A 14,750-nucleotide genomic window follows, 5' to 3' on the forward strand; every position below is an offset into this window, starting at 1 on the left:
CATGGATTTCGATTTTTCTGACGACCAGGAGCAACTGCGCGACGCCGTGCGCAAGTGGGTGGACAAGGGCTACACGTTCGAGCGCCGCCGCGCCGCCGTGGCTGCCGGCGGCTTCGACCGCGCCGCCTGGGGCGAGCTGGCTGAGCTGGGCCTGACGGCACTCACCGTGCCCGAAGCCCACGACGGCATGGGCCAGGGCGCGATCGACGCCATGGTGGTGGCCGAGGAACTGGGCCGTGGCATCGTTCTGGAGCCCATCGCCCAGGCCTTCATGGCCAGCAGCGTGCTGTCGCACTACGCACCGGCCAACGTGCAATCGGCCTGGCTGCCCCGCGTGGCCAGTGGTGAAGCCCTGGTGGTACTGGCCCAGCAGGAGCGCAAGGCGCGATACCGCCTGGATGTTTGCGAGGCAAAAGCGGCCCCAGCGCAAGATGGATATGCGCTGACAGCTATCAAAAGCGTAGTAGCCGCCGGCGACAAGGCCGATGCGTTCATCGTGCCCGCACAGCTGGACGGCAAGATCGCCCTCTTCCTGGTCGAGCGCACCGCCACTGGCGTGACCACCCAAGGCTACGTCACACAAGACGGCAGCCGCGCCGCCGAGGTGAAGTTCACCAACGCCCCCGCCATGCTCATCACCACCGATGGCCTGGCCGCGCTGGAACTGGCCGTGGACACCGGCATCGCCGCCACCTGCGCCGAAGCCGTGGGCGTGATGGACAAGACCGTGGCCATCACCGTCGAATACATGAACCAGCGCAAGCAGTTTGGCGTGTTCATTGCCAGCTTCCAGGCGCTGCGCCACCGCGTGGCCGACATGAAGATGCAGCTGGAACTGGCCCGCTCGATGAGCTATTACGCCAGCCTCAAGCTGGGCGCCCCTGCCGCAGAGCGCCGCGCCGCCATGGCGCGCGCCAAGGTGCAACTGGGTCAATCGATGCGCTTTGTCGGCCAGCAGGCCGTGCAACTGCATGGTGGCATCGGCGTGACGGACGAGTACATCGTGAGCCACTATTTCAAGAAGCTCACCCAGCTGGAAGTGGCCTTTGGCGACACGCTGCACCATCTGGGCGAAGTGTCCGCCCGCATGCAAGACACCGCAGGCGTGTTTGCCTGATGTGAACTGACGCAGCCATGTAACGCTCGCATGCCATGCTCGTGGATTCACCGATCCACGGGCATTTTTTCTTGTCGGAGACACCTTCATGAACAACAAATTCTGGCTGCAACGCCGATCTCTTCTGCTGGCAACCGCTGCAGCAGCTACCCTGGCCCTGGCCGGTTGCGCCACCAAGGGTCCCAGCCTGTCCGAAGCGCCGCCCATCGTCTTTGTGCACGGCAACGGCGACACCGCCGCACTGTGGCAAACCACCGTGTGGCGGTTTGAATCGAACGGCTGGCCGCGCGAACGCCTGCACACCATTGACGTGCCCTACCCCCTGTCGCGTGATGAGGACGCCAAACCCCAGGCGGGCCGCACCTCGGCCGCAGAGCACATGGCCTACCTCAAGGCCGAAGTGGACAAGGTGCTCAAGGCCACGGGTGCAAGCCAAGTGGTATTGGTGGGCAACTCGCGCGGCGGCAACGCCATCCGCAACCACATCTACAACGGCGGCGGCGATAAGACGGTGAGCCACGCGATCCTCGGCGGCACGCCCAACCACGGCGTGTGGGCGATACCGGGGTTCCGAGAAGGCAACGAGTTCTCGGGCACGGGCCCTTTCCTCAAAGCGCTGAATGCTCCCAAGAACGCGGCGGGCGACGAGGTGAGCGGCCCCGTGAAATGGATGACGATCCGCTCGGACAACAACGACAAGTTCGCCCAGCCCGACGGTCTGTGGATAGGCCAGAAAGGCAAGCCCACCTACGTGACCGCCGCAGGCCCCGAACTCAAGGGCGCCACCAACGTGGTGATTCCGCGCATCGACCACCGCGAGACGTCGTACTCCCCCGCTGCGTTTGAAGCCACCTACCGCTTCATCACCCGCAAGGCACCACAGGTCACCACCATTGCGGCTGAAAAGCAGGTGGTGCTCAACGGCAAGGTCACCGGCCTGGGCGTGGACCCGGCCGACCCCAAAACCGGCAACTTCAGCAACAACCTGCCCCTGGCGGGCGCGCAGCTGGAGGTGTATGCCACCGACCCCGCCACGGGCGCCCGCGCGGGCAATGCCTTGCTGCGCAAGACCGTGGGTGCGGATGGCCAATGGGGACCACTGGCGGTGCCCAACGGCGCGCCCGTCGAGTTCGTGATCAGCGCACCCGGCTATGCCACCACCCATATCTACCGCAGCGGCTTTCCACGCAGCAGCAACCTCATCCACCTGCGCGCAGAGCGCATGGCCGAGGCCGACAAGGGCGCCGACAGCGTGGTGACCCTGACCCGCCCGCGCGGCTACCTGGACCCGGCACGCGACAAGATGCTGCTGGATGGGGTGGTACCTGCCGGTGTGCCGCCAGGCGCGGGCGTGGCGTCAGCCAAGGTCAAGCCCTCGGGCGGCGTGCGCAGCATTGCGGGTGAGTTCAACGGCGAGCGTGTGGTGGGACAGACGTGGCCTGCGGCCGAGGGGCGGGCGGTGATGCTGGAGCTCAGCCACTGAGCGCAAACCACGAAATGGGTGAAAAGCGCTGCCTCCAAATCCCGGATAATCCGCAGTTCGCCTGCGGCAGCCACCGCAGTTCGGGCCACACGCCCGATCCCCGCTTTTGCCTATTCTGTTTCTGCCCATGAGCGCTATTGCCAACGACCCCAACCTCAAGCACCTCACCAAAGCCCGTGAACAGATTGCCAAGGGCGACCTGAAGAACGCAGCCCTCACGCTCAACAAAGCCAACGCCCAGTGGCCCCAGGACCCACGTGTCTTCATGCTGGGCGGCCTGCTGGCGGAGAAGGCGGGCAACATCAAGGGTGCTTTTGAGGCACTGCGCAAGTCCGTGGCGCTGGCCCCCGACTGGGGACCGGGCCTGCTGGAGCTGGCGCTTTTGCTGGCCCGGCAGAACCAGTTCAAGGAAGCCGTTGAAACCGCTGAAAAAGTGGCATTGATTGAACCCAGCAACCTGCAGGTGCTGGCGGGCGTGGTGGATATTGCCCACCGCGCGGGCCATTCTGAAATGGCGATCCGCCATCTGCGCCGCGGCCTGGAGCTGGTCCCGGGGGATGTGATGTTGCAACGCCTGCTGGCACGCGATCTGAGCGAACTGGGCCAGCACGAAGAATCTCTGGCCTTGTGGGGCGCACTGGTTGATGAGAATCCGCAAGACCCCCAATCACTGGTAGGACGTGTCCAGGCGTGCATCGCCGCAGGCAAGCCCACCGACGCCGACAAGGACGCAGCAGCACTGCTGAAGCTGGCTCCCGGCGACGCGGTTTACCAATATTACGCACAGGTGACCCGTGGCGAGACTCCTGCACAGCAACCTGCGGAGCTGATGCGCCCGCTGTTTGACGGCATGGCCGAGTTCTACGACATGCACATGGTGCGCAGCCTGAAGTACCAGCTGCCCAAACAGGTTGCAGACAAGATTCTTGCCCGTCACCCCGACAAGAAGATCAATGTGCTGGACCTCGGTTGTGGAACCGGCCTGCTGGGCGTATGCCTGGGCCGCCTGGACGGTGCACTGATCGGCGTGGACCTGTCGATGAAGATGGTGGAGCAGGCGGCGCGCCACAACGTGTATGACCGCTTTCACACCGTCAATCTGCACGACGCCCTGCGTGAAACGCCTGATGGCCTGTATCAGGTGATCGCCGCGCTGGATGTGTTCATTTACGCAGGCGATCTGACCGAGGCGATTCCCAATGCTTTCCGCGTGCTTGCGGCGGACGGGGTCCTGATCTTCTCCTGCGAAACGGCCCCCGAGGCAGGACCGGATCTCGTGCTGCTGCCGGCTGGACGTTACGCGCACAAGCTCAGCCACATTCAGTCCATCTGCAAGGCCGCCGGTTTTGCTGCGGTGGAAGTGGAAGAAACCGTGCTGCGCCATGAAAACCACCTTCCCGTGCAAGGCTTTGTCGTCACGGCCCACAAGCCCGTTTGATCCGGGATTCCGCGGTCACCGCGGGAGGTAGCCTCGCCTTCCCGAGACACGCAACTGCTCACCTGTCAGAGCTTTAGTGCGATTGCCCGGTCAGCGCATCCCATCGTCCGGTCCGTCACGCCAGCAGGCGTGACGACTTTGGAACGTGCGCCATCAAAAATTCCATCTGGTCGGCCAATATGCGCCGGTTACGCAGGATGAAGTCCTCCCACAGGCTGGGCACATAGGGCGCATACAGCAGCGGCATGTGTGCCTGCTCCGGCGTACGCGGCCCCTTGCGGTGGTTGCAGGGGCGGCAGGCTGTCACCACGTTCATCCAGTGATCCTGCCCGTTGCGCGCAAACGGCACGATGTGTTCGCGCGTAAGGTGTTCCTCATGGAAGTGCCCACCGCAGTACGCGCACACATTGCGGTCGCGGGCAAAGAGCTTGCTGTTGGTCAGGCTGGGCTTGAGCTCGAACGGATTGATGCTGGGCACGCCCTTGGTGCCGATGATGCTGTTGATGGCGATCACCGACTGCTCCCCCGTGATGGCGTTGTGCCCACCCCGAAACCGGGCAACCTGTGCGCCGGACTCCCAGCGCACCTCGCCAGCGGCGTAGTGAAGCACCGCCTGTTCGAGTGAAATCCACGATTGGGGCAGCCCCTGGGCTGACAGCTTCAAGACCTTCAAAACACGCCTCCTGGAACACAAAGTACTCAAGGACATGACTTACGCAAAACAGGACTCTGGCAAATGGTCGGCCCCAATGAAAAGGCGTTTGCCGCATCCCGATTTGCGCAAGTCCCAAAGGATTCTGAACGCAGATGTCTCGCGGGCAGCCCTGCGCGGGGCCAGCCGTGGGTCACAATATACTCCGTTTTCATGACAAATTGGCGTCCTGCGCTTGATGGACTTGCGCATGCTGCTATCAAAAAGATAACAAACCGATGAAGATCTTTCGCGGATTCCACCACCCTGGCATTGCCAATGCCTGTGCGCTGACCATCGGCAATTTCGATGGTGTGCACCGGGGCCATCAGGCCATGTTGGCCTTGCTGAACAGCGAGGCTGCACACAGGGGCGTGGAAAGCTGCGTGCTGACGTTCGAGCCCCACCCCCGCGACTACTTCGCGGGCGCCCACCACAAGCCCGAGCTGGCACCCGCACGCATCGGCACCTTGCGCGACAAGCTCACCGAACTGGCCCGCTGCGGTGTGCAGCAGACCGTGGTGCTGCCGTTTGACGCGCGGCTGGCCGCCCAGTCGCCCGACGCTTTCATCGACGAGGTGCTGGTGCGTGGCCTGGGGGCCCGGTACGTGCTGGTGGGCGACGATTTCCGCTTTGGCCGCCAGCGAGCGGGCGACTACGCCATGCTGGACGCGGCCGGGCAAGCCAAGGGCTTCGACGTAGCGCGCATGAACAGCTACGAGGTGCATGGGCTGCGCGTGTCCAGTTCCGCCGTGCGCCAGGCGCTGGCTGCAGGCGACATGGAAGCCGCGGCACGCCTGCTGGGACGGCCCTACACCATCAGCGGCCATGTGGTGCATGGCCGCAAGCTCGGGCGCGAACTGGGTGCTACCGCCGCCGGTGCAGGCGACGGCTTTCGCACCCTGAACCTGCGCTTTGCGCACTGGAAGCCCGCCGCCAGCGGCATCTTTGCCGTGCTGGTGCATGGACTCATAGACGCACCGCTGCCGGGCGTGGCCAACCTGGGCGTGCGCCCCTCGCTGGACCCGAATGACGTCAACGGCGGCCGCGTGCTGCTCGAAACCCATTGCCTGCACTGGCCCGCCGAACTGGGGCCCGAGGGGGCGTACGGTAAAATCGTGCGCGTGGAACTGCTACACAAACTGCACGACGAGCTGAAATACGACGGTCTGGATGCCTTGACGAAGGGCATCGCCAAGGACTGCGCGGACGCACGCGCCTACTTTGCGTCGGCCCATGCGCCCAACCACACCGAGACCCGGCGCCAGACCACGCGCGACCGAATTTGAGGGCGCTGCTTCTCGCAGCGCCCGCCTGACGGGCCCGCCATCCTTCGCGCTCCAACCCCGTTCTTGCTCCGGGCCTTGCCCCGGAATGCCCCGTTTTTAAGGCTCCCTCATGTCCGACGACAACGCCAGCACTCCTTCCACGGATTACCGCAGCACCCTGAACCTGCCCGATACCCCCTTCCCCATGCGCGGCGACCTGCCCAAGCGCGAGCCGGGCTGGGTGAAGGACTGGGAAGACCAGGGCATCTACAAGCGCCTGCGGGATGCCCGCCGGGGTGCGCCCAAGTTCATCCTGCACGACGGGCCGCCCTACGCCAATGGCCAGATCCACATGGGCCACGCGGTCAACAAGATCCTGAAGGACATGATCACCAAGGCGCGCCAGCTGGAAGGCTTTGACGCGCTGTACGTGCCCGGCTGGGACTGCCACGGCCTGCCGATCGAGAACGCCATCGAGAAGAAACACGGCCGCAACCTGAGCCGCGACGACATGCAGGCCAAGAGCCGCGCGTTCGCCACCGAGCAGATCGCGCAGCAGATGGTGGACTTCAAACGCCTGGGCGTGCTGGGCGAATGGGACAACCCCTACAAGACCATGAACCCCGCCAACGAGGCGGGCGAAATCCGCGCCTTCAAGCGCGTGATGGAGCGTGGCTTCGTGTACCGGGGCCTCAAGCCCGTGTACTGGTGTTTTGACTGCGGCTCGTCGCTGGCCGAGTTTGAGATCGAATACCAGGACAAGAAGAGCACCACGCTGGACGTGGCCTTCAAGTCGCACGACCCGGCCAAACTGGCAGCCGCCTTTGGCCTGCCCGCATTGACCAAGGACGCGTTTGTGGTCATCTGGACCACCACTGCCTGGACCATCCCTGCCAACCAGGCGCTGAACCTGAACCCCGAGATCAGCTACGCGCTGGTGGACGCGGGTGAACGCATCCTGCTCGTGGCAGAGCCGCTGGTGGCCTCGTGCCTGGAGCGTTACGGCCTTACGGGCAGCGTGTTGGCTACCACCCTGGGCAAGAACCTGGGCGGCCTGGAATTTGAACACCCGCTGTACGACGTGAAGAGCGAGGACGGAACCCAGGGTTACAAGCGCCTTTCGCCCGTGTACCTGGCAGACTACGCCACGGCCGACGACGGCACGGGTATCGTGCACTCCTCCCCTGCCTACGGCCTGGAAGACTTCAACTCCTGCCGCGCGCATGGCATGGCGCTGGACGAGATCCTGAACCCCGTGCAAGGCAATGGCACCTATGCGGCGGACTTCCCGCTGTTCGGCGGCCAGCACATCTGGAAGGCCGTGCCTGTGATCATCGAAGCCCTGCGCAACGCAGGCCGCCTGATGACCACCAAGGACATCACGCACAGCTACCCGCACTGCTGGCGCCACAAGACACCGGTGATCTACCGCGCGGCCGCCCAGTGGTTTGTGCGCATGGACGAAGGCGAAGGCGTGTTCACTAAAGCAGGCATGAAGCCCGCCAAGACGCTGCGCCAGATCGCGCTCGATGCCATCGAGCACACCAGTTTCTACCCCGAGAACGGCAAGGCCCGCCTGCACGACATGATCGCCGGGCGGCCGGACTGGTGTATCTCGCGCCAGCGCAGCTGGGGCGTGCCGATCCCGTTCTTCCTGCACAAGGATTCGGGCGAGCTGCACCCGCGCACCATGGAAATCATGGACCAGGCCGCAGACATCGTGGAAAAGGGCGGTATCGAGGCCTGGAGCCGCGTGACGACCGAAGAAATCCTGGGTGCGGCTGACGCGCCCCACTACACCAAGAGCACCGACATCCTGGAAGTGTGGTTCGACTCCGGCTCCACCTTCAGCCATGTGCTGCGCGGTACGCACCCCGAGGTGCACCACGACACCGGCCCTGAGGCCGACCTCTACCTGGAAGGCCACGACCAGCACCGCGGCTGGTTCCACAGCTCGCTGCTGCTGGCATCGGCGCTGGAAGGCCGCGCGCCGTATCGCGGCCTGTTGACCCACGGCTTCACCGTGGACAGCCAGGGCCGCAAGATGAGCAAGTCGCTGGGCAACGGCATCGACCCGCAGGAGATCAACAAGAAGCTGGGCGCCGAGATCATCCGCCTGTGGGTGGCCGCCAGCGACTACTCGGGCGACATCGCGGGCGACGAGAAGATCCTGGCGCGCGTGGTGGACGCCTACCGCCGCATCCGCAACACACTGCGCTTCCTGCTGGCCAACGTGAGCGACTTCGACCCGGCCAAGGACGCCGTGCCGTTTGACCAGATGCTGGAGATCGACCGCTACGCGCTCACCCGCGCATCCGAGTTCCAGGCCGAGGTGCTGGCGCACTACAAGGTGTATGAGTTCCACCCCGTGGTCGCCAAGCTGCAGCTGTACTGCTCGGAAGACCTGGGCGGCTTTTACCTCGACGTACTCAAGGACCGCCTGTACACCACGGCGCCCAAAAGCCTGGCCCGCCGCAGTGCCCAGACCGCGCTCTACAACATCACGCACGCCATGCTGCGCTGGATGGCGCCGTTCCTGTCGTTCACGGCCGAAGAGGCGTGGAAGGTGTTTGGCAGCTCGGATTCGATCTTCCTCGAAACGTACAGCTCCATCGCGGGTGCGGACGAAGGCTTGCTGGCCAAGTGGGGCCGCCTGCGCGAGATCCGCGACGCGGTGAACAAGGAGATCGAGACCCTGCGAGCCGCCGGCCAGGTGGGCTCGTCGCTGCAGGCTGTCGTCACCCTCGCCGCAGCACCCGAAGACCATGCGTTGCTGGCCAGCCTGGGGGACGACCTGAAGTTCGTGTTCATCACATCCGCTATTGAATTGGTAGCTGGTAGCGCTTTACAGATAAGCGTCAGCGCCAGTTCTGATACCAAATGCGAACGTTGCTGGCACTACCGCAGCGATGTGGATCAGGATGCGGCACACCCCACCATCTGCGGCCGTTGCACCAGCAACCTGCACGGCGCCGGAGAACAGCGGGTGTTTGCATAAATGGCGCGCACTTCTTCAAGCTCATCCTTTGCGCGCGCGGGCGCCAGCATGTGGCCGTGGCTCGCCTGGGCCGTCGTCATCCTGATCGCAGACCAGGTCACCAAGACGCTGATCCTGCAGCACTACCGGCTCGGCGACTCCACGTTCATTACCAGCTTCTTCAACATCGTGCGCGCCCACAACACCGGGGCCGCGTTCTCCTTCCTGTCCGACGCGGGCGGCTGGCAGCGCTGGCTGTTCACCGGCATCGGCGTGGTGGCCACCATCTTCATCGTGTGGCAGCTGCGTGCGCACCCGGGTCAAAAGCTGTTCTGCTTTTCACTGTCCAGCATCCTGGGCGGCGCCGTGGGCAATGTGGTGGACCGGCTGATGCACGGCTACGTGGTGGACTTCCTGGACTTCCATGCGAATGGCTGGCACTTTCCAGCCTTCAATCTGGCGGACTCGGCCATCACGGTAGGCGCGGTGTGTTTGATTCTGGATGAACTGCTGCGTGTTCGGCGGGAGCGCTGAAACCGCCTCACTGTCGCACTGCAACAGCCCGCCCACGCGGGCTGTTGCTTTTGGGGGTGGCAGCGCAAGCCCCCCTCCTCCTCTCGGGCCGCAGGCGATGCACGGCAGCTTTCCGTTTCCATGAGGGGGCCGCCGCTCCATTGACGCCGGGCGCCACAGGGTCATCGCTGCGATGCTCCCCATTCAGGAGTATGCTTATGTGTCAGTTTTGTGACAAATGGTCAGGGTGCTGCATTTTTTTCGCAGGCTCCTCTCATCCCCGGATCTCGCGCAGCCCGGCTCCGCCCCCCGCTCGCCCCGCCTGCCTCCGCCCACGGGCACAGAAATGAAGAGCACCTGCCGCCTTGGGCGTGCGCTAGCGTCGCTGCTTGCGTGCACGAGCGGTACGGCGCATGCTTTTTGCATTCAACAAGAAAAAGAACACGGTTTTTCATGAAGCACCTTTTAAACCTGCTGGCAGCCGTGGCGCTGCTGATCTGGGGCACCCACCTGGTGCGCACCGGCATCCTGCGTGTCTTCGGCGCCAATTTGCGCCAGTTGATCGCGCACAGCGTCAGCAACCGGTTCACGGCCGTGCTGTCGGGCATCGGGGTGACCGCCGTGGTGCAGTCGAGCACGGCCACGGCGCTCATCGTGTCTTCCTTCGTGGGCCAGGGCCTGGTGGGCCTGCCCGCCGCGCTGGCCGTGATGCTGGGAGCCGACGTGGGCACCAGCGTGATGGCGGTGGTGTTCTCGATGGACCTGTCGTGGCTGTCGCCGCTGTTCATCTTTGTCGGGGTGGTGCTGTTCATCTCGCGCAAGGACACGGCCATTGGCCGCGTGGGACGCGTGCTCATCGGCCTGGGACTGATGCTGCTGGCGCTGCGCCTCATTACCGAATCGACCACGGTACTCACCCAGTCACCGACGGTGCGCACCCTGCTGGGCGCGCTGACCAGCGACCTCCTGCTCGAAATCTTCACCGGCGCGGTGCTGGCCGTGGTGTCGTATTCGAGCCTGGCCACCGTGCTGCTGACCGCCGCGCTGGCGGGCTCCGGGGGCATACCTGCCGATGTGGCATTGGGCCTGGTGCTGGGGGCCAACCTGGGCAGTGGCGTACTGGCGGTACTGACCACGATGAAGGCCGATGTGCAGACGCGCCAGGTACCGCTGGGTAACCTGTTCTTCAAGATCATCGGCGTCGTCATCATGACGCCCCTCACCGGCCTTTGGCTCCAGCATGCGCGCCCACACGTGCCGGATGTCGCGACATTGGTGGTGCTGTTTCACCTGGCCTTCAACATGGTGGTGGGCATCGTATGCATCGGCCTGACCGGCACTGTGGCGCGGGCCGTGCAGCGCCTTATGCCGCCACAGAAGGCTCAGGCGGCAGGCGCCCGGCCCCAGCATCTCGACCCCTCGGCCCTTGCCACGCCATCGCTGGCCATTTCCTGCGCCGCGCGCGAGGCGCTGCACCAGGCGGACGTGGTGGAATCGATGTTGCGGGGGCTTCACAAGGTGATTCGCACCGATGACCTGCAGCTCGCCGAGGACCTGCGCAAGCTCGACGATGAAGTGGACGGCCTGTACTCGGCCATCAAGTACTACATGACCAAGATCTCGCGCGAGGCGCTGGACGAGCGCGAAGGCCGCCGCTGGGCCGACATCATCAGCTTCACGATCAACATGGAGCAGATTGGCGACATCATCGAGCGCGTGCTCATCGACATTGAAGACAAGAAGATCAAGAAGGGCCGCCAGTTCTCCGAGGCAGGCATGGAAGAGATCAACGAACTGCATGCCCGCCTGATCGACAACCTGCGGCTGGCGATGAGCGTGTTCCTGAACGGCAGCGTGCGCGATGCGCAAAAGCTGCTGGAGGAAAAAGCCCGCTTTCGCGACCTGGAGCATGCGTATTCGGCCACCCACCTGGCACGCCTGTCGGACAACACGGTGCAAAGCATCGAGACCAGTTCGCTGCACATCGACCTGATCAGCGAACTCAAGCGCATCAACTCGCTGCTGTGCTCGGTGGCCTACCCCATTCTGGAATCGGCCGGGGCCCTGGCACCGAGCCGGCTCAAGACCATGGTGGACAAGGGTTGACGCCCAGGCTGCCCCGATACAACGCCCTTTTTGACTGCCGCTGCCCCGCGGCCTGCGGCTGAGCCCGGCGGCGGTCCCTCAAGCAGGCCCCAGCGCCATCCTCCCGGAGGCGCTCGCCTGGCCTGCATGCCGGGTCTCGACCCGGTTGCGGCCCGCACGCTTTGCGTCGTAGCAGGCCATGTCGGCGGCGTAAAGCACCGAGGGCACATCCTGCAAGCTTGCATCCAGCACCACAAGCCCGATGCTGACGCCCAGCGTAAAGCTTCGCCCCTGGTACGACGGCTCCCAGGCCTGCACCGAGGCGCGCAGCTGCTCGGCCACCGCCTGCCCGCGGGCCAGGGCGCAGCCGGGCAACACCACGGCAAACTCATCCCCGCCCAGCCGCGCGGCCCAGCCTATCTGGCGCACCTGCGACTCCAGCAGCCGGGCGACGTGCCGCAGGACATCGTCACCCGCATCGTGGCCCGCAATGTCGTTCACTACGGTGAAGTGATCCAGATCGAGGAACAGCACCACGCCGTCACCTGCCGTGTCGCCGCCCGCATCGGACGGGCGCGTGCGGCCTGAACGCTCGGCCAGCAACGCACCCAGGCGTTCGTCAAAGGCATTGCGGTTGTAGAGCTGGGTGAGCGGGTCGTGGGCATGCTCCCACGCCTGTTGCGCCTGCGCCTCGCGCGCAGCGGTGATGTCCTCCAGAATCCACACCGTGCCCCCCTGCATTTCGTCGGGCTGCACCGCACGGCCCTGGACACGGGCCCAGACCGGGCTGCCGTCCTTGCGCAGAAAGCACACATCACCGTCAAATACGCCGTGCGCTGCAAACTCGGCCTGCACGCGCTCGCCGATGCGCTGGTAGTCCGCATCACTGGCGTACAGGATGCGCGCTGGGTGGCCCTGCAGCTCGGCCAGCGAGTAACCCAGCATGGTGCAGGCCTGGCGCCCCACCACCTCCAGCACCCCGTTGCGGGAGATCACGATGCCAACCGAGGCGTTGTCCAGCACGGCCTGGAACTGCCCGCGCAACGTCTCCCGCTGGTACTGCTCCTGGCTGCCTTGCAGGGCGAGCCCCTTGAACACCTTGACCAATTGGCCCACCTCTCCGCCGGCGCCAGGCCAAGTGATGGTCGGCCGAGCACCGGCAGGCGTGTCACGCCGGAGCATTTTTCGCGCGCTGTGTACCAGGTGGGCCAGGGGCTGAGCCATCCAGCCCATGGCCACCGCGGCGAGCAACATGCACAGCGCCATGCTGGCGGCAGCAATCCACCACGCCTCGCGCTGCGCGCCTTCCAGGGGCGCCAGCAGCGCCTGCGCAGGGCTCACCCGAGCCACGATCCATTGCGGCAGCGGCATGCCGGCCAGACTCACGATGTGCTCGGCCTCCATGTGGGTCGTGCCGCGTCCGGATATCGGCTGCGCCTGTGCATGCCAGCGCTCATACACAGGGGCCAGACCCGCCTCGTCGCCCACCTTGCCCATGATGCGGGTAGGGTCCGAGTGCGCCAGGATGGTGCCGTCGCGCGTGAAGACAATGAGCCGCGAATCCTCACGCGTGGGCAGCGTCATGGAGGGCGGCAGCAGGCCCTGCGACTGCAGGCGCAATGCACCGGCCACCACGCCCAGCACGGTACCGTCTTCACGGTGCAGCGGCATGGTGAACATCACGCGCGCGTCGCTGGTGCGGCCCGCAATCAGCTCGGAAACCAGCGGTTTTCCGTCCACCAGGGTTCGGCGCAGCGCATCGCGTTCGGCCGGGTCCAGATTGGAGGCCTTGTCCAGCCGCCCGGCCCGCAGGTTCAGGCGCAGCTCGCCATTGTCACGGGCCACCTGTATCGCATCAAAGAACTGAACTGCCGGCAGGCCCTGCTGCAGCAGCCATTCCAGAGCCGAGGGGGATTCCAGCATGCCCGGTGTGATACCGGCGGCCACGGTGCGCAGCACCTTCTGGCTCTGCTCGATCTTGCTGGCCAACAGGCGGGCCACCACCTCCACCTCGTCGGTCTGCTGGCTTACCACCCGGCGCATGGCCTCTTGCCCGGAGGCCCGCGTGACCAGCCAGGCCGACACCGCCCCCGAAAGCCCCACCGCCAGCACGGCCACCAGTACGAGACGCAACACCAGGGGGCCCGGCATCCACCAGCCCTGCGCTTCCTGATTGGGCGCGGGTGGGGGCGGGAGCGTCATGGACACTCCGCAACAGGAGCGCCCGGCAGGCGCAGGAAGTAGGCGATGGGCATGGGACAGGTCAAACCGGACTGGTCCCAACAAATATACGCAGCCCCCCCCTGCCCGGGCTTGGGTGGAACCCTCAGTCAACCCCAAGGAAAAACCCTGAGGCCCGGGAAGGTGTGAACCCACCCGCCCTGCCCGAGTGGGGCGGATTCACCTACACCTTCTGAACGCCTCAGCAGCCGGCCATCGACTGCAACGCCCGGGGTTGCGGCAGGTTCAGCACGTTCCCCGTGCCGTGGATAAGGCCCAGCTCCCGCAGGTGGCGCAGCACGCGCGAGAAAGTTTCTGGCGCAATCCCGAGCTGGGCGGCAATCAGGCGCTTGCGCTGGTGCAGCGTGACCTGCATGGCGCCGCTGTGGTCCGGCTGGGCGTGGTTCAGCAGCCACTGGGCGCAGCGCGACTCGGCATCCTGCGCCAGCCGGCTCACGGCCAGCTCCGACTGCTGGCGGTAGCCTTGCGCCATGTCGAGCAGCAGCCCCCGCGCACCCTCGGGCATTTCCGCCAGACTGCGGCGAAACTCCTCGATAGGCAGGCGCCGCACCTGGACACGGGTGTCGGCCACCATGTCCACCGGCAGCGGCATGCCCATAAGGGCCGACGCGGCATCCAGCCAGAACGGGCCTTCGACGGCCCCCAGCTGGTGGCGCAGGTAGCCATCGTCGAGCACGCCGCGCAGCACGCGGCCACTTTCAAGGTGCAGCACAGACGTCAGCACCTCGTTGCGCCTGCGCAGCACTTCGCCGGCGGCAATCAACTCGGTTTCGGCGGGCAGTGAGAAGTAGTTAGAGGGCAGCATGGAACGGACTGTGCCGCGCCGAGCCCCCCCAGGCATTGAGCAAGATCAAACCGAACCCTCGCGGCAGCCCTCGCGCTGCGCCGGGGTTGAGCCAAAGCACAAACGGCTCGATCACGCCGCCACGGGATGCCC

Annotated in this window: 10 protein-coding genes; 7 read left to right on the top strand and 3 right to left on the bottom strand. The window is 65.3% G+C overall.

The window, feature by feature from the left end; all coding sequences use genetic code 11:
* Position 1 precedes the first annotated feature (1 nt).
* The 3 genes from KYG_RS11170 (at position 2) to KYG_RS11180 (ending at position 4,038) form a co-directional block, all read left to right on the top strand.
* The gene (locus tag KYG_RS11170; RefSeq protein ID WP_008905007.1) at positions 2–1,117 is read left to right on the top strand and encodes an acyl-CoA dehydrogenase family protein; all 1,116 of its coding nucleotides are present in this window, start codon (positions 2–4) and stop codon (positions 1,115–1,117) included.
* Between the two features lie 88 nt (positions 1,118–1,205).
* Positions 1,206–2,600 (top strand): hypothetical protein, encoded by a 1,395-nt coding sequence (locus tag KYG_RS11175; RefSeq protein WP_008905008.1) that lies wholly within the window; start codon positions 1,206–1,208, stop codon positions 2,598–2,600.
* 127 nt (positions 2,601–2,727) lie between these two features.
* Entirely contained in the window at positions 2,728–4,038 is a 1,311-nt protein-coding gene (locus KYG_RS11180) for a tetratricopeptide repeat protein (RefSeq protein ID WP_008905009.1), read from the top strand.
* Positions 4,039–4,153: 115 nt separating this feature from the next.
* Here KYG_RS11180 and KYG_RS11185 read toward each other — a convergent pair whose 3' ends face one another.
* The gene (locus KYG_RS11185) at positions 4,154–4,711 is read right to left on the bottom strand and encodes an HNH endonuclease (protein WP_008905010.1); all 558 of its coding nucleotides are present in this window, start codon (positions 4,709–4,711) and stop codon (positions 4,154–4,156) included.
* A gap of 257 nt (positions 4,712–4,968) precedes the next feature.
* On the opposite strand from KYG_RS11185, the gene KYG_RS11190 reads away from it, so the two are divergent.
* From KYG_RS11190 to KYG_RS11205, 4 genes are all read left to right on the top strand, one after another.
* Positions 4,969–6,018, top strand: coding sequence for a bifunctional riboflavin kinase/FAD synthetase (locus KYG_RS11190; protein WP_008905011.1), 1,050 nt, complete (start codon positions 4,969–4,971; stop codon positions 6,016–6,018).
* 109 nt (positions 6,019–6,127) lie between these two features.
* The gene (gene ileS, locus KYG_RS11195; protein ID WP_008905012.1) at positions 6,128–8,995 is read left to right on the top strand and encodes an isoleucine--tRNA ligase; all 2,868 of its coding nucleotides are present in this window, start codon (positions 6,128–6,130) and stop codon (positions 8,993–8,995) included.
* Positions 8,996–9,508, top strand: a complete 513-nt coding sequence (lspA, locus tag KYG_RS11200; protein WP_008905013.1) for a signal peptidase II — start codon at positions 8,996–8,998, stop codon at positions 9,506–9,508.
* 432 nt (positions 9,509–9,940) lie between these two features.
* Complete coding sequence (locus tag KYG_RS11205) at positions 9,941–11,593, top strand: Na/Pi cotransporter family protein (RefSeq protein WP_008905014.1); 1,653 nt, start codon at positions 9,941–9,943, stop codon at positions 11,591–11,593.
* A gap of 78 nt (positions 11,594–11,671) precedes the next feature.
* Here the strand turns inward: KYG_RS11205 and KYG_RS11210 are convergent, their stop codons facing one another.
* Entirely contained in the window at positions 11,672–13,774 is a 2,103-nt protein-coding gene (locus KYG_RS11210) for a diguanylate cyclase domain-containing protein (RefSeq protein WP_034694216.1), read from the bottom strand.
* Between the two features lie 220 nt (positions 13,775–13,994).
* Entirely contained in the window at positions 13,995–14,618 is a 624-nt protein-coding gene (locus KYG_RS11215; RefSeq protein WP_008905016.1) for a Crp/Fnr family transcriptional regulator, read from the bottom strand.
* Positions 14,619–14,750 lie beyond the last annotated feature (132 nt).

Source organism: Acidovorax sp. NO-1, from assembly GCF_000238595.1.
GTDB lineage: Bacteria > Pseudomonadota > Gammaproteobacteria > Burkholderiales > Burkholderiaceae_C > Acidovorax.

What these genes read in the sequence shown, in the direction of transcription:
- KYG_RS11170 (WP_008905007.1), top strand. Translation starts at nt 2, where the DNA reads ATGGATTTCGATTTTTCTGACGACCAGGAGCAACTGCGCGACGCCGTG.
- KYG_RS11175 (WP_008905008.1), top strand. Translation starts at nt 1,206, where the DNA reads ATGAACAACAAATTCTGGCTGCAACGCCGATCTCTTCTGCTGGCAACC.
- KYG_RS11180 (WP_008905009.1), top strand. Translation starts at nt 2,728, where the DNA reads ATGAGCGCTATTGCCAACGACCCCAACCTCAAGCACCTCACCAAAGCC.
- KYG_RS11190 (WP_008905011.1), top strand. Translation starts at nt 4,969, where the DNA reads ATGAAGATCTTTCGCGGATTCCACCACCCTGGCATTGCCAATGCCTGT.
- ileS (WP_008905012.1), top strand. Translation starts at nt 6,128, where the DNA reads ATGTCCGACGACAACGCCAGCACTCCTTCCACGGATTACCGCAGCACC.
- lspA (WP_008905013.1), top strand. Translation starts at nt 8,996, where the DNA reads ATGGCGCGCACTTCTTCAAGCTCATCCTTTGCGCGCGCGGGCGCCAGC.
- KYG_RS11205 (WP_008905014.1), top strand. Translation starts at nt 9,941, where the DNA reads ATGAAGCACCTTTTAAACCTGCTGGCAGCCGTGGCGCTGCTGATCTGG.
- KYG_RS11210 (WP_034694216.1), bottom strand. Translation starts at nt 13,774, where the DNA reads ATGACGCTCCCGCCCCCACCCGCGCCCAATCAGGAAGCGCAGGGCTGG.
- KYG_RS11215 (WP_008905016.1), bottom strand. Translation starts at nt 14,618, where the DNA reads ATGCTGCCCTCTAACTACTTCTCACTGCCCGCCGAAACCGAGTTGATT.